12 protein-coding genes and 6 pseudogenes are annotated in these 16,204 nt (G+C 58.9%); 10 read left to right on the top strand and 8 right to left on the bottom strand.

Annotated elements, in window-relative coordinates:
- Window positions 1-101: 101 nt before the first annotated feature.
- Both NKH05_RS32205 and tnpB (NKH05_RS32200) read right to left on the bottom strand, forming a co-directional pair.
- Window positions 102-632, bottom strand: a pseudogene (locus tag NKH05_RS32205) (IS66 family transposase); the annotation flags it as partial.
- Between the two features lie 66 nt (window positions 633-698).
- Window positions 699-923: pseudogene (gene tnpB / locus NKH05_RS32200) on the bottom strand (IS66 family insertion sequence element accessory protein TnpB); the annotation flags it as partial.
- A gap of 178 nt (window positions 924-1,101) precedes the next feature.
- Here tnpB (NKH05_RS32200) and NKH05_RS32195 point away from each other — a divergent pair.
- From NKH05_RS32195 to NKH05_RS32185, 3 genes are read left to right on the top strand one after another with little or no spacing between them, the layout of a single operon-like run.
- Entirely contained in the window at window positions 1,102-2,340 is a 1,239-nt protein-coding gene (locus NKH05_RS32195; RefSeq protein WP_353017630.1) for a site-specific integrase, read from the top strand.
- A complete protein-coding gene (locus NKH05_RS32190) occupies window positions 2,337-3,269 on the top strand; it encodes a tyrosine-type recombinase/integrase (protein ID WP_023699564.1) in 933 nt (310 codons plus the stop codon). Before NKH05_RS32195 ends, NKH05_RS32190 begins: the two co-directional genes overlap by 4 nt.
- Window positions 3,266-4,273: a tyrosine-type recombinase/integrase gene (locus NKH05_RS32185; protein ID WP_023699563.1), complete on the top strand. Its 1,008-nt coding sequence runs from the start codon at window positions 3,266-3,268 to the stop codon at window positions 4,271-4,273. Before NKH05_RS32190 ends, NKH05_RS32185 begins: the two co-directional genes overlap by 4 nt.
- A 3-nt stretch (window positions 4,274-4,276) precedes the next feature.
- Here the strand turns inward: NKH05_RS32185 and tnpB (NKH05_RS32180) are convergent, their stop codons facing one another.
- The 3 genes and pseudogenes from tnpB (NKH05_RS32180) to NKH05_RS32170 form a co-directional block, all read right to left on the bottom strand.
- Window positions 4,277-4,474 carry an IS66 family insertion sequence element accessory protein TnpB gene (tnpB, locus tag NKH05_RS32180; RefSeq protein ID WP_352452648.1) on the bottom strand — a complete coding sequence of 66 codons (198 nt, stop codon included), beginning with the start codon at window positions 4,472-4,474 and terminating at the stop codon, window positions 4,277-4,279.
- Window positions 4,471-4,824: an IS66-like element accessory protein TnpA gene (gene tnpA, locus NKH05_RS32175; RefSeq protein ID WP_353017632.1), complete on the bottom strand. Its 354-nt coding sequence runs from the start codon at window positions 4,822-4,824 to the stop codon at window positions 4,471-4,473. Before tnpA ends, tnpB (NKH05_RS32180) begins: the two co-directional genes overlap by 4 nt.
- Before the next feature lie 257 nt (window positions 4,825-5,081).
- A pseudogene (locus NKH05_RS32170) lies at window positions 5,082-5,264 on the bottom strand (IS110 family transposase); the annotation flags it as partial.
- Here NKH05_RS32170 and NKH05_RS32165 point away from each other — a divergent pair.
- Window positions 5,257-5,386 (top strand): annotated as a pseudogene (locus NKH05_RS32165) (IS481 family transposase); the annotation flags it as partial. The pseudogenes NKH05_RS32170 and NKH05_RS32165 sit on opposite strands and share 8 nt — an antisense overlap.
- Here NKH05_RS32165 and NKH05_RS32160 read toward each other — a convergent pair.
- Together NKH05_RS32160 and NKH05_RS32155 are read right to left on the bottom strand one after the other, a co-directional pair.
- Window positions 5,373-5,504: pseudogene (locus NKH05_RS32160) on the bottom strand (IS6 family transposase); the annotation flags it as partial. The pseudogenes NKH05_RS32165 and NKH05_RS32160 sit on opposite strands and share 14 nt — an antisense overlap.
- Before the next feature lie 4 nt (window positions 5,505-5,508).
- A pseudogene (locus NKH05_RS32155) lies at window positions 5,509-5,580 on the bottom strand (IS6 family transposase); the annotation flags it as partial.
- A 259-nt stretch (window positions 5,581-5,839) separates the two neighbouring features.
- On the opposite strand from NKH05_RS32155, the gene tssK reads away from it, so the two are divergent.
- From tssK to NKH05_RS32125, 6 genes are all read left to right on the top strand, one after another.
- On the top strand, window positions 5,840-7,177 hold the full coding sequence (tssK, locus tag NKH05_RS32150; protein WP_352608080.1) for a type VI secretion system baseplate subunit TssK: 1,338 nt from the start codon (window positions 5,840-5,842) through the stop codon (window positions 7,175-7,177).
- 26 nt (window positions 7,178-7,203) lie between these two features.
- Window positions 7,204-8,592 carry a type VI secretion system-associated FHA domain protein TagH gene (tagH, locus tag NKH05_RS32145; RefSeq protein ID WP_353017633.1) on the top strand — a complete coding sequence of 463 codons (1,389 nt, stop codon included), beginning with the start codon at window positions 7,204-7,206 and terminating at the stop codon, window positions 8,590-8,592.
- The gene (gene icmH, locus NKH05_RS32140; protein WP_353017634.1) at window positions 8,580-9,866 is read left to right on the top strand and encodes a type IVB secretion system protein IcmH/DotU; all 1,287 of its coding nucleotides are present in this window, start codon (window positions 8,580-8,582) and stop codon (window positions 9,864-9,866) included. The genes tagH and icmH overlap by 13 nt, the downstream gene beginning before the upstream one ends.
- Before the next feature lie 10 nt (window positions 9,867-9,876).
- Window positions 9,877-13,470: a type VI secretion system membrane subunit TssM gene (gene tssM / locus NKH05_RS32135; protein WP_353017636.1), complete on the top strand. Its 3,594-nt coding sequence runs from the start codon at window positions 9,877-9,879 to the stop codon at window positions 13,468-13,470.
- Window positions 13,471-13,580: 110 nt separating this feature from the next.
- Window positions 13,581-13,778 carry a hypothetical protein gene (locus NKH05_RS32130; RefSeq protein WP_352608071.1) on the top strand — a complete coding sequence of 66 codons (198 nt, stop codon included), beginning with the start codon at window positions 13,581-13,583 and terminating at the stop codon, window positions 13,776-13,778.
- Window positions 13,779-13,887: 109 nt separating this feature from the next.
- A complete protein-coding gene (locus NKH05_RS32125) occupies window positions 13,888-15,477 on the top strand; it encodes a hypothetical protein (protein WP_353017638.1) in 1,590 nt (529 codons plus the stop codon).
- 404 nt (window positions 15,478-15,881) lie between these two features.
- On the opposite strand, the gene NKH05_RS32120 is transcribed toward NKH05_RS32125, so the two are convergent.
- The coding region (locus tag NKH05_RS32120) for an IS66 family transposase (RefSeq protein ID WP_353027036.1) at window positions 15,882-16,204 on the bottom strand (323 nt) is incomplete at its 5' end.

The following is a 16,204-nucleotide window of genomic DNA, read 5'->3' as shown; positions in this document are numbered from 1 at the left end:
TTTCAAATTGACCGGTTTGCATGCCTGGCTCCCGAGTGGTGTTTGTAACAACCACACATTCGCAAGAGCGGTGGCTGCTATCCAGTCGCCCATAGGATCTTCTTCTCCCGCACGTGCTGGATCACTTTCCATTGCCGCGGCACCACCTCCAGGGTCTCGGTGATATCCTCACCCAGCCTGCGCAGCCGATGGCCGCCGCAGCAATGGCAAGCGGTCGGCGCCGGCTCGACCACGCGTTCGCGCGGCAGATGCTCGGGAAATGGCTGGCGCGCCGGTCGCTTGCGCATGTAAGGCGCCACCTCGGTGGTCCGGGCCGCGGCCTGTTCTGCGGCGATCTCGTCTTCCGTTGCGGTGCTCTCGAGTTCCTCGAAGGTGAGTTCCATCTGGTCGTGCAGGCGGGCTGAGCGTTCAGAACTCTGACCATGCAGCGCCCGCTGCAGCTTCCGGATCGTCAGATGCTGATGCGCGATCAGCGCCGCATCATCCGATGCCTTGGCCCTGGCGACCGCCAGTTCGGCCTCGACCAGCGCAGCGCGCGCGGCCTCGTCTTCGGCTCTGGCCAGCGCCGCGGTCAGCGCGGCTCTCAGCGCGCCAATATCGTCCGGAACAGCATCCTGGGCGGTGGCAACCATGCCCTGGAGTGAATCATAAAACGCGTCCGCTGACTCGCGGAAAATGGCGCAAACTCAAAGAAAAACTCAGCCCGCGCGCTGCGGGCGGAACGTGTGAAGCGGGTTGCGCCAATCGATCCCGTCGAGCATGTAGGCGAGCTGCGCCGGTGATACGGAAACCGTGCCGTCCGCCGGCGACGGCCACAGGAACCGGCCCTTCTCGAGCCGTTTTGCATACAGCGACATGCCGAGCCCATCATGCCAGATAATCTTGATCAGATTGCCGCTGCGGCCGCGGAAGACATAAAGATCGCCGGCGAATGGTTATGTGGCGCGCCACATAACCATTCTTATGCGTCGGGCGAGATTATGTGGCGGAGCCTTCCTGGTGCCAGCCTAGGCCCGCCGGTCCGGATTTTTCCGCCACATAATATTTCATGCCTCTCTCATGGCGCGGGATTCCCCTGTGCCACAACGCCGGAGGGGCAGAATGCTCGAGTTCTATTTTTCCTATTGTGGGGTGCTCAAGCGCCTGCGTAGCGGTGCACTCGGTGGCGAGATGGATCGCCTCGCGGAGCATTTTTTCACCCTTGGTTATAAGCGAGCGTCTGCCACGATTTACCTGAGCCGGATTGCGCGCTTTAGCCAGTTTGCCGCAACGCGCTGTGGTCCGATGCCTATCTCTCAAGATGTCGTCGACAGCTATTTGTGCACGTTTACTACGGATACTCCACGCATTGGAGCAGTGTCGGCACTGGGACACGCGCGGCGAGTGGCTCCAGAACGCTTCCTTGCTGCTGTTCCCAGTGTAGATAATGATCCGAATGCTCCGCTTCTGAGCTCCTTTTCGGACTATCTGAGCAGGGTGTGCGGACTGGAGTCAAAGTCTCGCGAAGGCGTTCTCCTGGGCAGCCGCCGCTTTCTGGATTGGTTCCATCGCCACCATTCCGGCCAAGACCTCGACGCATTGACGGCTGAGCATGTCCTTGCCGCTGTCGAACATCGGCTGTCACTATCGGCGACCTCCGGTACCCGCACCGCAGCAACTTCTCACATCCGGACATTTCTTCGGTTTTTGTATTGGGCTGGCCATCACGATCAGGATCTCGCGCGCGTCGTCCCCAGGACGCCCCACTGGCGTTTGGCTCATCTGCCGCCGCGCCTTGCATGGGATGACGTTCGGCGTGCAATTGATATGATCGGCGCAACGGCACCGGTTGACGTCCGCGATCGAGCCGTCCTGCTGCTGCTCGCCACCACGGGCATTCGCAACGGTGAGCTGCGCGCCCTTCAACTGCACGATATCCACTGGCGAACTGGCGAGGTTTTTGTCCGGCACACCAAGGGCAAGCGTGATCGGGTGGCCCCGCTCATCGAGGAAGCCGGTGCCGCGCTCGCCGACTATGTCCTGCGCGCTCGACCGAAGGTGGATAGTCCGTATCTGTTCCTGTCCTTCACGCCGCCCGTGGCACCATTCAAATGCGCGTCGCCTGTTTCGAGGATCGTGCGGAAGCGGTTGCGACATGGCGGGGTTGAACTCGGGCAGGTCGCAGGTGCGCATCTCCTGCGCCACAGTCTTGCCACCCAGCTCATCAAGCAGCGAAGGCCGATCAACGAGGTCGCCGATCTCCTGGGACACCGCAGCATCAACACAACGGCGCTGTACGTAAAGGTCGCGACGTCGCAACTTGCCGAGGTCGCACTTCCCTTTCCGGGAGGCGTGGCATGACCGCCTTTGCCCGATTCCTCGGCGAGAAGGCCGAGTGTTACATCGAGCTACGCCACTCCCTCGGCTATGCCTTCAGCAAGCAAGCCGGCACGTTGCGGGCTTTCGTGAGGTACATTGAGCGCGCTCAGTTCGATGGGCCTGCCACTCGAACTTTGGCGCTGGATTTTGCCCTCTCGTTCAGCGGCGCCGCCAACAGCCGTGTCAGTCGTCACGGCGTGCTGCGCCGGTTTTACGAATATCTCGCCGTCTATGACGCGCGAACCGAAGCCTTGGAGCGCAGAGCTTTCCCCAGATCCAGAGCGATTCCGCCTCCGCGAATCCTCAGCGAGGCCGAGTTGGCATCACTCATCGACGCATGCCGCCGCATCTCGCCGGGAATCCTTCTCAAGGGGCGGACAATGGCCACGCTGATCGGATTATTGGCGAGCTCGGGGCTGCGATCAGGCGAAGTGGTCAGACTTGATCGTTCCGACGTTGATCTGGCCAACGGGATTCTCCTCATTCGGAAGACGAAGTTCCGCAAGGACCGTCTCGTTCCAGTTCACACGACGACCCAGGCTGCCCTTCGTAGCTACGTCCATGAACGGGATGCCGCTTTTCCCATGCCCAAGGACCAGGCCTTTTTCCTCAGCTCTCGTGGCAATCGCCTCTCGGCGACAGGCCTGCAAAACGGCTTTGCCGAGGCCCGCAAGCTTGCTGGTCTCGATGGCGGCAAGCCATTAAGGCCACACGATCTCAGGCACCGGTTCGCCGTGACCCGTCTCGGCCTCTGGCATCAGCAGCGCGCAGACGTTCAGGCGTTGCTCCCGTTGCTCGCCACATATCTCGGTCACGCCAGCTACAGCGACACTGCCTACTATCTCACCGGTTCGGCAGATCTTCTCGCCATTGCGGCGGAGCGCGCCTTCCTCGACGGAGGTGCAGCATGAGCGAACACCTGCTGCTGGCGCCGCTCCTGGAGTCCTACTTTCGCCGGCGCTTGACCAAACAACGCAATGCGACTCCCGCGACCGTGGCCAGCTATCGCGATGCCTTGCGCATGCTGATCATCTTTGCCGCCACCCGATTGGCGAAGAAGCCGGCCGCATTGGCACTCGAAGACCTCGATCGAGACCTCGTTCTCGCCTTCCTCGACGAGCTCGAGGAGAAGCGCAAGAACGTCATCGCCACGCGCAACGCCCGACTAGCGGCCATCCGATCCTTCTTCCATCACGTAGCAGCCGCTGACCCGGCGTCCTTCGGTGTCGCCCAACGCGTGCTGACGATTCCCATAAAACGGGCTCACATTGAGGTGACGCACCACCTCACCAAGGCCGAAGTGGACGCCCTTATTGCGGCCCCCGATCAGAGGACGTCCCGTGGGCGGCGCGACCGAACGTTTCTACTGTTTCTGGCACGGACCGGCGCCCGGGTCTCCGAAGCCACCGGCGTCAACGCAAACGACCTTCAGTTGGAACGGCCGCACCCACAAGTGCTGCTGCGCGGCAAAGGGCGCAGAGACCGCGTCGTCCCCATTGCTAAGGACCTGGCGCGGGCGCTGACATCCTTGTTGAGCGAGCGCGGGATCGCCCATCACGAGCCGCGAGCGATATTCGTCGGCGCCCGCAACGAACGCCTGACTCGTTTCGGAGCGACCCATATCGTGCGGCGTGCGGCCACAGAGGCCGTGCCTACCAGGCCGGCCTTGGCCGACAAGCCCATATCGCCGCACATCTTCCGGCACTCCCTCGCCATGAAGCTTCTCCAGTCCGGCGTGGACCTTTTGACGATCCAAGCCTGGCTCGGGCACGCACAGGTCGCCACGACCCACCGCTATGCCGCAGCGGATGTCGAGATGATGCGCAATGGACTCGAGAAGGCGGGCGTCACCGGCGCTCACGGCGTGCGTTTCCGACCAAATGACTCCGTTCTGCAACTGCTGAACAGCATCTAAATATTATGTGGCGGAAAAATCCGGACCGGCGGGCCTAGGCTGGCACCAGGAAGGCTCCGCCACATAATCTCGCCCGACGCATAAATGCGGATCCCGGCCCAGCGTCTCCTGAACCTGCAGAGCGAGGCCTTGCATTCCGCGACGCATATCGGTCCGGCCGACCGCCAACCAGATCCGCACCTGGCTCGGGACCGGGATCATGAAACGCCCAGCGCCTTCACCATCGCCGCCGCCAGTGTCGGCGGCGTGGTCAACGGAATCCGCAGCCGCACCTTGCCGGCGATCTCCAGCTCGATCACCGCTGGCGGCGCCGCCGGCACCGAAGCGGCGGCAGGCTCATCGGGAACCACGACAACTTCGGCAAAGCCCGTCTCGCGGGCTCTCATCGTGCGGCGCCACTTATAGATCAGGCTGGTCGCGACATCGTACTGGCGCGCTACCGCCGCCACTTTGGCCCCGGGCGCGAATGCCGCAGCCAGTATCCGGCACTGATCCTCTTCACTCCAACGACGACGACGCTCCGGCCCGGTCAATAACGTCACATGGCTCATGCTGTGCTGCTAACTACGCTCGTAAGGACGACCTTAAGAGCGCAGCCTCGCTTCCGTGCCATGCTCGCGCAAGGCGGCCCTCGCCGGAGGCGTACATCCGGTTTCGCGCTGTCATCGCCGAGTCATGGTCCGTTCCGAGGTCAATGCCTCATGATGAGTCGGGCGCCTCAACGTGTGCAACGACGTTCGAAATTGACGTCAGCCGATTCGACGAGGTCACCACAACCATCGTCCCGGCGGGGACATCACGGGCTTCTTTAGGGGTCTGAGAACTGGTTTGCGGTCAAGCTGCTAGGCCATCTTTTCGCTGCCCACTCAAAGCTGGTGCCGTCGACCCAGATACAGTGGAGCAGAACGGCGATCTTCCTGGCGACCGCCACTTTGGCCTTCTTCATGCCGATCCGCTTCGACAGTCGGACGCCCCACGCCTTCAGTGAGGTCCTCGGCATCAACGTTGCTGGTGATGCCGATCTCGAAATCCTGCTGGACGGCTTCAACCGCGCCTATAACCGGACGACGCCAGCGCGTTCTCCAAGGCAGTTCGCCCTGCCAGAAAGTCGACGGATGCGGCACTTGATGCGCCGATCGTCCTGTTCGATCCGGTTATTCAGGTATTTGCCCTTGCGGATCCGGATCGGCTTCAGCCGACGCCGGGAACGATCCTGCAAGCGATTTGATGTCACAGAGATTGTAGGCCAAGTACCAGCGAACGCAAAGCAGGATCACTGACCGGTCAAACAGGCGGCCCTTGAACATCTAATCCTCCGAACATCGAAGGGGTCTTGCCATAGCGTCACCGGCAATCAAAACGTTGCAACACATCCGTGGCATTCCATGTCTTGGGCGATGATCAGGGCTCATGTGGCATGCGAAATTGATATGCAGCCATGGTGAGAGCGAGCCTGCATTCCTGTCGCTAATGGCTGCATACCAACTGCGCATGTAAGGTCTCAGGAAAACGCTTTAGAGCTGCCTCATTGGAGACTCGATTTATCGAAGGCGCGGAGCCAGGCGGATGTCTTGGGACAATAAGGTCGTTTGGTCGGAGGGGCTATTCCTTCGGCCGCAACATTTTCAGCAAAACGACCGTTATGTCGAAAAGCTGGTGCGCAGCAGAACGGCCGTTTTGCATGGCTATGGTTGGGGCATTACGCAGCTCCGGCTCAATCGCGAACTGCTTGGCTTGGGTAAGATCGCTATCGAAACAGCGTGTGGCGTCTTGCCGGACGGGACTCCGTTCAGCATTCCAGATGACGCCGACCAGCCCACTCCGTACGGGGTTCCGGGCCATCTACGCGACTCGCTTATCCACTTGGCAGTGTCCCTCTATCAACCAGGGGCGGTGGAAACGGATGCGCGAGCAGAAATCGACGTCCCGACCCGCTTCGAGGTTGCAGTCCAAGATCTTGTCGACACAAATGCGGGCGAGCGAGGCGGCGCCTCCATTGAGGTGGCGCGGCTGCGTTTTCAGCTCTTACCGGACGCAGCAAATCGCGCTGGGTTCGCCTGTCTTCCTATAGCCCGCCTAATTGAGGTCCGGGCCGACGGTCAAATCATTCTCGATGAGAACTACATCCCACCAACTCCTGACTGCGCCAGTTCCCCTGTCCTATCCAATTACGTGACGGAAATCACCGGCTTGCTTCACCATCGTGGTGAGGCGCTGGCAGCCCGGGTGTCGCAGTCAGGCACGCGCGGGGTGGCCGAGATAGCTGATTTCCTTCTGCTCCAGGCGATCAATCGTTACGAGCCCTACTTCGACCACCTTGCAAAAATCCCAGGCGTGCATCCGATGAGGCTGTATGGCCTGACGGTCCAGCTGGCCGGTGAACTGGCCACGTTTTCCCGGACTGAAAAGCGTCCCCCGACCTTCGTCGGCTACAAGCACGATGCTCTGTCGCACGCTTTTGTGCCGGTGATCAGCTCTATTCGATCCTCGCTTAGCACTGTACTAGAACGCACGGCGATACCATTGCCGCTGCAGGAATACAAACACGGTGTCCATCTCGCCGAGGTGCAAGACCGTTCGCTGTTTACGACTGCCAGCTTCGTGCTGGCCGTAGGTGCCGATGTCAAAACCGAGCGGCTACAGCGCGAGTTTCCGGCCCAAATTAAGATCGGCCCGGCTGAGAAGATCAAAGAGCTGGTCAATGTCGCGCTGCAGGGGATCAGCATCAACCGTCTCCCGGTCGCCCCACGGCAGATACCCTTCCATGTCGGCGTCACCTACTTTGAGATCGATCAGCAGAGCCGCCTCTGGAAGGACATGCCTCATTCCGCTGGCTTGGCGCTGCACGTGGCCGGTGATTTCCCAAATCTCGAAATGGCACTCTGGGCCATTCGGTCCCAATAGCCACCTTTGGAGAATGCAGGCTCAACATGCCACTCATTCTACGTGTAACAAATGCGGAAGCCGGCCTATCGGGTAGCCGAGGCATCAAGTTGCTGATTGAGTCAAACGAGGGAATGTCCATCGGCTTGTCCGAGGACAACGGGTTTGTTTTGTCGGATGATCAGCAAACAGTCTCGACGCACCGCTTTTTGATCGAGCGTGAGGAGGGGAATTTCGTACTGATCAAGCGCAGCGGCAATGGCACATCGTTGAACGACGGCGCTAAGCCGCTGCCGTCGGACCTGCCTGTTATCTTGACGGCCGGTGATATCGTTCGAATTGGCAGCTACATGGTCAAGGTCGATGCTGCTTCCATGGAGGATTCCGCCGAAGGCGAGCCGCACACTGTAGGCTCGCTTGAGGCGTCGAATCTTCTGGGGGTGGTTGAAATGGCTCCTGCCATATCGATTGGTAAGACCACTCGACTCGGGGAATTGTTCGTCGAGCCCTTCGATAGAGACTTTCCGCCGTCGTCGTTCTTGGATGCTGAGCAAGATTTATCGCCAGCCACCGCGGGCGCCTGGCAGCTGGACAGTTATCCAGATCATATACCGGACCAGGCCGGCGTCTTCGTGCAACCAGCGACCTGCGTCGAGACCATCCCGGAGGACTGGGATCTTGCGACAGAGCTCAGAGACAAACAGGCTTCGACAAATGGGCCAAGCTTGACCAGCGTCAACAAGGAGCCTCCTGTAGAATCCGGCCTGGGCCTGCCACCGCCGACTCCTGAGGAGCCGTCTTGTTTGATGGTGGTTGGGCAGACCAATTCTGGCGGCGAAAACCATGCTGCTATAGCGGCCTTTCTTTCAGGCTGTGGGCTATCGTTGGCAGATCTCGGGCAAACCGATATTTCAACCATCATGGATCGTGCTGGGCGGATGCTTCGGAATTCCTTCGTCGGTCTCAGCAGCACCGTCTCCGCTTGCGAGCACGCCCTGCAAGAATCCGGCCTTCAGTGTACGAGCACCGCGCAGCCGATCGAAAACACCCTGAAGTTCATGCTGAATGCCAAGGGCGCCTTGCGCGGGGCTCTATGCACCGATATCCCGCGGCTCCTTCATGGACACCTCGCCGTCGAGCAGGCCTTTGCTGACATCAAAGCGCATGAGGGTTCGATGCTAACGGCACTGCACAAGGCTCTACTCAGTGTCCGTGAACGCCTCTGCCCTGAAGCGATCAAGGCCTCGCTTGTGCGGACCAGGAAGTTCTGGCCCGGCAGCCGGAAAGCCAGGCTTTGGGACGAGTACTGCCGAGTCTTCGATGCCGTCGTATCCGACATCGAGACTGAAACGCTTCGGAATGTTGAGTCGAGTTTTGGCCTCCAGCGTGCACAAGGCAAAGCCGTGATAAATGAGTCCGCCCAATGGAATCGGTAGCCATACCGACTGAGGGTACCGTCTTAAGTTCCGACCTTGCAGTCGGCCCTGGGCCTTCGGCTCTTTCGTCACCGCCGATATCAGACCAGCCTTTCTGGGAAACGCTAACGCTTCACCGGCTCAATCCGCTGGTCGCGGCTGCGGCAGCGCTGTTGGGCCTCTGTGCTCACCTCAAGAGCAGTACGGATCAACTTGATGTCGAGGAGTTGCGCCTGCAGGTGCTGCGAGGGATCGATGCATTCGAGCGTCGGATAATGTCGCTCGGACTGCCGATTCGGGCAATCAAGATCAGCAAATACGCTCTTTGTGCCACGATCGATGACATCGTTCTGAATACGGCTTGGGGTAGCCACAGCGTCTGGACAACGCGAAGCATGGTCGGAACGTTGTTCAGCGAGACCTGGGGCGGCGACCGCTTTTTCGAGCTTCTAGAGCAAATGAAAAAAAACGCGGCAAACGACCTCGATCTGCTGGAGTTGCTCTACTACTGCATGCGACTGGGCTTCGAAGGTCGCTTCCGGGTGGCCGCGCGAGGAGCCTCCGAACTTAGCGTGCTGTGCGAGGACACGTACCGATTGATTCGGGCAGCGCGCGGTGACTTCGAGCGTGACATATCCCCACACTGGCAAGAACGCGCCACAGCGCGGAGACCGTCCAGCAGATTCGTCCCATCTTGGGCCGCCGGCGCTTTCGGGGCAGTAGCCCTCCTGTCGCTCTATACCTGGCTATTATTTGCACTCGATGGCCAGTCGGATGCGGTCCTCGCCAAACTCGCAACTCTGCCGCCGCGCGGAGCGGTGAGTTTGGCGAGGACCGCAGCACCGTCCCCAATCCTCATGAATGGCGATCGACTGCGTCGCTTTCTCGGTGCCGAAATCCGCGATGGGCTGGTCGCTGTCACCGAGGACGCGCAGCAGATTCTGGTTACCATCCGTGCCTCAGGGATGTTCGACTCCGCAAGTTCGATCGTGAAGGATTCGTTCGTCTCGCTTTTTCTGCGGATTGGGCGAGCGCTGAACGAGCAGCCCGGGGCGGTTCTTTTGACCGGACACACAGACTCGATGCCGATCCAATCTCGTGCCTATCCTTCCAACCAAGACCTCTCAATGGCGCGTGCCAAGGCAGCGGCTGAGATTATCAGATCGACGATGAGTGAGCCGGGCCACGTGCGGGAAGAGGGCAGAGGGAGCGGAGAACCGATCGCTTCGAACCAGACGCCAGAAGGCCGCGCCAAGAACCGGCGGATCGAAATCATAATTACGAAGCCAAACTGAGAGTTAGCCCATGCAGTCATTCAAGAGAGCGCTCCAGGGCAAATGGCTCGGTATCGCAGCAGCCGCCCTGGTGAGTGCTGTGATCTTTATTTTTGGACGGCACCTCTCAATTGGAGGGTACATCCCACTTGACAGCCTTGGTGAGCAACTTGCGGCGTCAACGTTGATGCCGATCGCCTACGTGGTCATCTGCATGATCCAGGGCAACGTTGAAGGCTTTTTCCTTACACGAGCGTCCGGCATGCTGGACGGGATCCGGACAAATCAAAACGAGGCGGATGGTGCAGGATCGGCTTCTTCCGATTGGGGCGGAGCGCGAGCCAGCGCCGCTGCCGAAGCAGAACTGGAGGCCATGTCAGCTCGCTTTCGCGAAACTCGTATTACGCGCAAGCGGCTTCGTCGTCACGGCGTTCTCGGCAAGCGGTGGTTCGATCAACTGCCGTGGTACGTGATTATCGGTACGCCTGGATCGGGAAAATCCACTGCCCTTGCCAATTCCGGCCTCAGCTTCCCATTGGCGGAAAAACTCAGCCGGAAATCGATCGGGGTGGTCAAGGCCACCAGCAATTGTGAATGGTGGTTCACCGATGACGCCGTACTCATCGACACTCCCGGATACTACGTGGTTCAGAAACGCAACCTGGAACAGGACAAAGCGGTCTGGCAGGGCTTTCTTCGCCTCCTTAGCCGCAGCCGTCGGCGCCAGCCGCTGAGCGGGGTGTTGGTATCAATCGCGATAAACGAGCTGAGTTCGTCATCCGAGGAGGTACTCTTCGATCACGCCAGATGCATCCGGCAGCGGATCCTTGATCTGTATCGAGAATTCGGATTGCGGCTGCCGATTTATATATTGCTCACCAAGAGCGATCTAATTGCGGGATTTAACGAGTTCTTCGACGACCTTGGCCGCGAGGGCCGCGAGGCCGTGTGGGGTTTCACTTTCGCGCCATCGGAAAGTGAACGCGATCCGATGGAATCTTACGCAGCAGAATATGACACACTCGTCGGGCGCCTCAATGACAGGCTGCTTGAACGACTGCAGCAAGAGAGCAACATTCACCGTCGCGCGCTTGTGTTCGGCTTCCCACAGCAGGTCGCAAGCCTTAAGCATCTATCCTATCAGTTTCTACAGGAGGCCTTCGGTCGCAACGCCTACGAGGACCCGATCTTGCTCCGCGGCATCTACTTCGTGAGCGGAATGCAAGTGGGTGCGCCCTTTGATCGCATTGCGGGGGCCAGGTCTCGGACCTTCGGCATCTCTCTGCGGGCCACCCCTATTTCACCCGACCAGAAGCGTAGTTATTTCATCACTCGTTTGCTTCGCCAGGTCGTCTTCGCCAACGCTGGACTTGTTGAAGCCCATCCCCGTGTCGAACGGCGACAGCGGTGGCTTCGATATAGCCTGTGCACGACAATCGCGGCAGCTATGGCCTCAGCGGCTGCCTTCTTGATAGTCAGCTACAGTCGCAATGTCCACTTGATGGAAGGGGCTCGTCTTGCGGTCAGCAGCTATGCCAAGGAAGCGGGGAAACTCCCCCTTGACCGGGTAGACAGTAGCGATCTCCGACCAGTTCTGCCGCTGCTGGATCGGCTACGCGCCGTGAAGACCGATTATGACGAAGCCGCCAGAGCGGACAACAACTTCTCGGGATTAGGTCTAGATCAAAGTGAAAACTTTCAGATACAAGCGCATGCGGCCTATCGCCGGGGCGTAAGGACGATCTTGCTGCCGCGCCTAGTTTTCCGACTGGAAACACTAGTGGCGGAACACCAGGACGATCTTCCGTTCCTCTATCAGGCGCTGAAAATTTATCTGATGCTTGGGGGACGTGGACCGTTCCAGCCCGGGGACATCAATGAGTGGATGACCCTCGACTGGAAACTGCTGTTTCCGGCTGAGGCAGATGCCGCCCTTCGCCGGTCGCTGGCCGATCACCTCGATGCCCTTTTGGACAACCCGCTGCCAGGTATCAGCCTCAATGGCGAACTGATCGAAAAGAGCCGCGCAAAACTCCAGGCCCTCTCGATGCCGCGTCGTGTGCTTAACATCATCACAAACAGTACTCAGGCCGCTAACTTACCAACATGGCGTCTGTCCGACCACGCCGGACCGATGGTGGGGGACGTCTTGATGCGCAAATCAGGACAGCCCCTCAACAATGGCATCGCCGGTATTTACACCCGAGCCGGTTTCCATGGGACATTCCTGCGCCTGCTGCCACAGGTAGCAGACGCGATTGCTGCAGAAGGTTGGGTTCTTGGCGACCAGGCGACCACTTCCACAGGTGAAGCGGAAGAGACGCTGCGACGTGCGGCGATGGATCTCTACTTTCAGGAGTTTGCGTTTGGTTGGGACGAAATCATTAATGACATTTCGCTGCGGCCAATGGCGAGTGTCGATGACGCTTTGCGAACGTTGAACGCGCTTTCAGCACCCACCTCGCCGATGCGCTTGTTCCTTGCCGCAGCGGCACAGGAGACCAAGCTCGGTGAACCGCCCGAGCCCGATACGCCGACCGAAGCTAAAGGCACTGATCAGAAGGAGCTACCCGTAGGCGACCTTCAGGCGCTCTTCCGATCGCCGCCTGTCGCCGGCACTTCCGAAAGCCATGATTGGCTCTACACGGATGTGCATTTTCAATGGCTACACCAACTTGTCAATGTGCCGCCAAACAGCCCCCCCGGTGCTCAAGCGCCGATCGACAGCGCTGTAAGCGATCTTGCTGCTCTTTACCAATCACTTGGTGAGATGCAGGACCTCGCCGGATCAAACTCGTTGGAGAAAGGTGACGAAACGGCTATCGCGATCCGCAAAATCGAAGCAGGAGCCGCCAATCTGCCGCCACCCATTCAGCAATGGATCCTGAGCGTCGGCCGCTTCAGCTCGAAACTGTCCATGAGCGAGGCAAAGCGTCATGTCGCTAGCGTGTGGGCAGACGGTGCTGGCGAGTTATGCCAGCGGGCAACCGCAGGACGGTATCCCTTCAACCGTGGCTCCCGTCGAGACACTCCATTGGGAGATTTCGGGCGGCTGTTCAGCCGGGACGGCGTCATCGACACGTTTTTTGCGCAGCACTTGGCTCACTTTGTTGATAGGCCCGAAGGCCCGTGGAAGGCACAGTCCACGGGAAGCGACAATTTACAAATCGACCGAGAGGCCTTGGCACAATTCAAACGAGCAGCCGCAATCCGGGACTCTATGTTCAAGGATGCCGGCAGTCAGCCGTCAATTGAGTTTCTGCTCACCGTCACTGATACCGATCGGTCGACCGACGAGGTGGTGGTCGAGATCGACGGCCAGCAAATCACGCAGCGACGAGGAGCATACAAACCTGTGCGTTTCCGTTGGCCCACGGTCGGCGGCCTCGGTGGCGCTTCGGTCACTTTCAACGGCTTGGAGCGTGCTGCTATTTCGAAGGTGGGCCCCTGGGCGTTGTTTCGACTATTGGACGAAGGGAAGACGCTTCCTCAAGAAGCGACCGACCAGGTTTATGTACGGATAGCGGCTGGCCGCCACTGGGTGACATTCATGCTCCAAGCCGACAACTTGAACAACCCGCTATCTCGCAATCTGCTATCGCGATTCCGATGCCCACAAATTTGAGGAGCCCACGGTTGCTGCTGCACGTACGTCCTGCCGCTCAAACGGAAAGATGCCATCACAGGCGCATTTCAGCTGCACGAGCCTCCACTCCGAGATTGCCGAGAGATCAAATGCCGATGGGACTGGCAGGGTGCCACGGCGGATCCCGCATGGAAGCGGACTTCCTGACGTCGTTTTTCACCTCTCCGGCATGCCGCTGGTTTCCGCTGATCTTTTCAGCACGCCTCGAACGACTCGTGAAAGGCGTCAACGCCAAATTAGGATTTACCAGCGGGATGGTCGTGCTCAAATTCCGATCAAAGCTTTGACCTTCCTCAAATGCCGGTGACAGAACTCGTCGGTCGCGATGGACGAATGGTTTGCCGTTTCGTCCATTCAACGTAATTCAATCTACGACAACCAATGTGGAGACATATAATGAGCCAAGTACATAGTGCCCAAATGGCGCAGCGGTTCTTGTCCGTGATGAGGAGCGCTCAAGCCGCGAAAAAGCTTGAATTCTGCTTTGCCGTTGGCACTATTGTCATTGCCGGCGAAAAGAAGCCGGTGGTTTTAGTGCGGAAGAAAGGCCTGAAGGGCCTGCGGGTAATTCTGGAAGATATGCCCTATAAAACTCCCAAAGGTGTTCAGGAACCCGTTGACTTCAAGTTTCTGAGATCTGGTACAGGGACGATGAACGAGCGCAGTGTCATTGTCGTACGGCTGGCCAAAGGAGGCACGGCCAATTTTACGGCGATCAAGACCCAGATGAAGCGTTATTTCAAGGACCTGAGAGTAAGCCTCCCGGATATCCAGGAGGCTGAACCCCTGAGTGAAGAAGACCTCAATCGATTTGAAATAGCAGCCAAGGCGAACTCTGACGACCTGCCTTCAGATGACAATCAGGAAATCGTCAAAGAGAACCTGCCGGAAGGCGCTGCGGAAGCTCTCTCTGAAGGACTGAAGCAAACCATAGCCACTTCGGCAGCGTCAATCGCAGCTCACTCCAATCGTATCAGTCGGCAAACGGGGTTAATGCAAACTGCCGAGCTGGGCCCATTGACAAATAAAATCGCCGATTGGCTCAAGGAAATATTGGCCGCAACGCCGGTTGAAGAGCGGGAAAATGCCCTCCACAACTTCACTTGCCGGCTGCTATTGATGCTGGCCTACGACGACAATCGGAGAAACCTCCATTATGTGGACGAGGCACCCGATGGCGACGAGATGAAAACGGATCGCCCAGCGAAGCCGGACGAAGCAGGCGTTGACGACGGCGCTGAGCGTGAAGCGATAAATATAGGCGGAATCGATCTCGACCGTGTTGCGAGAGACCCGGTCGATCAAGCCGAGGTCGTAGAAACCCTGTTCCGAATGACTAAGGCAGAGGCACAAGAGCGACGGCTTCCTTATCCTCTGGAAAACGCGAGCTCCGACAGGATCGCCATGATGGTGTCATCGCAATGGCCCAAAGAAGAAGGGCATGCTGCCAACAGGCGCGAGATTTTGGAGCGTCTGATTGCCGTGTTGGAGCAGCGGCTCCGCAATGACGATCAGCTGATCGCCGTGCTTGGCCTCAAGAAAGCGGATAAGCTGGAAGGGGATTTCCTCGCGTCCGTTCGGAGTATCAAAGATAAATGGCAAGCCCGCCTCGACGGCGCGCTGGTGCATTGGGAGGAGACGAAGAGCAAAATCAACGAGAAGTACGATGTAAAAGCCCGTGGCGGAACATGGACTCCGATCGACGAGCTCTTCCAGGAGATCAATGATGCGGTCGCGAACGAGCTTGCTGACATTACTAACCAAGTGGCCGAGGCAAGGTTTGATGCGATCGAGCGCGGTGAAGCAATCATCGAATCCGTTTTCCAATACCTCGACGGAAACGAATTCATCCAACTGCTTGACAATCCTCCGGCGGCCTTCGCTCCTATTACGATCGGGAAGACGCTGCGGGACGGAATTGGGAGTGTCGGCAGCGAGCTGAAGCGCATCAAAGCCTCTCTCCCTGCGGCCGCACCGGCCGCATAGCCGCTCGAGTAATACCCTACGCGTGTTCAACTGATCGAAGAAACAGGAGCTGGCGTGATGATCCCAAAGAAGGGTGACTTCGGTCCGGACACGTGGGGTGGTAGCCCCGACAGCTCTTAGTCCGCCGTCCGCCCACCCGTGGACATGGATAGCACGATCGGATTGGCCAGGCTTCCAGACAACGTTCCAGCGAGGGAGGAGGGTGTGGCTGGCGGAACATATCCGCAGGCCAAGAGCATCTGCAGGTACACTTCCCCTCGGACGTGCTTGACGCGCGACCGATGCCACCGAGGGGACATATTTCGCCCCTGGAACCCCGTTGCCGGTAAGCGCTATTTTCCCCGCACGTTGACGCGGGCGCTTTCGACGGATGGCCTTCGAATTGGGAACGGTATCTGGTCTGATCAGGCTGCTGTTGCTTTGGCGAAGTTGAAGGGCAGCAGATCGTAGATATCAGCGTCCTCGTTGCGTTGAGGCAATTCGGTGAGGACGTGGCGCAGCCAGGCTAACGGCTCGACGCCACAGGCGCGGCAGGTCAACATCAGGCTGTAGATGACGGCGCTGGCCCTGGCTCCGTCGACGGTATCGCTGAACAGCCAACTTTTCCGGCCAGTGGCAAAGATCCTGATGTCACGCTCGAGAAGATTGTTGTCGATCGGCATGCTGCCGTCCTCGGTGTAACGAGTCAGATATCCCCATTGGTTCAGGGTGTAGGAGACGGCGTCGC

It is taken from the genome of Mesorhizobium sp. M1399 (assembly GCF_040317735.1).
GTDB lineage: Bacteria > Pseudomonadota > Alphaproteobacteria > Rhizobiales > Rhizobiaceae > Mesorhizobium.
The sequence above is the reverse complement of the archived record's forward strand: the minus strand, read 5'-3'. Positions and strand labels throughout refer to the sequence as shown.

Coding starts and splice junctions, on each gene's coding strand:
- NKH05_RS32195 (WP_353017630.1), top strand. CDS start 1,102: ATGCTCGAGTTCTATTTTTCCTATTGTGGGGTGCTCAAGCGCCTGCGT.
- NKH05_RS32190 (WP_023699564.1), top strand. CDS start 2,337: ATGACCGCCTTTGCCCGATTCCTCGGCGAGAAGGCCGAGTGTTACATC.
- NKH05_RS32185 (WP_023699563.1), top strand. CDS start 3,266: ATGAGCGAACACCTGCTGCTGGCGCCGCTCCTGGAGTCCTACTTTCGC.
- tnpB (WP_352452648.1), bottom strand. CDS start 4,474: ATGATCCCGGTCCCGAGCCAGGTGCGGATCTGGTTGGCGGTCGGCCGG.
- tnpA (WP_353017632.1), bottom strand. CDS start 4,824: ATGAGCCATGTGACGTTATTGACCGGGCCGGAGCGTCGTCGTCGTTGG.
- tssK (WP_352608080.1), top strand. CDS start 5,840: ATGTCTTGGGACAATAAGGTCGTTTGGTCGGAGGGGCTATTCCTTCGG.
- tagH (WP_353017633.1), top strand. CDS start 7,204: ATGCCACTCATTCTACGTGTAACAAATGCGGAAGCCGGCCTATCGGGT.
- icmH (WP_353017634.1), top strand. CDS start 8,580: ATGGAATCGGTAGCCATACCGACTGAGGGTACCGTCTTAAGTTCCGAC.
- tssM (WP_353017636.1), top strand. CDS start 9,877: ATGCAGTCATTCAAGAGAGCGCTCCAGGGCAAATGGCTCGGTATCGCA.
- NKH05_RS32130 (WP_352608071.1), top strand. CDS start 13,581: ATGCCGATGGGACTGGCAGGGTGCCACGGCGGATCCCGCATGGAAGCG.
- NKH05_RS32125 (WP_353017638.1), top strand. CDS start 13,888: ATGAGCCAAGTACATAGTGCCCAAATGGCGCAGCGGTTCTTGTCCGTG.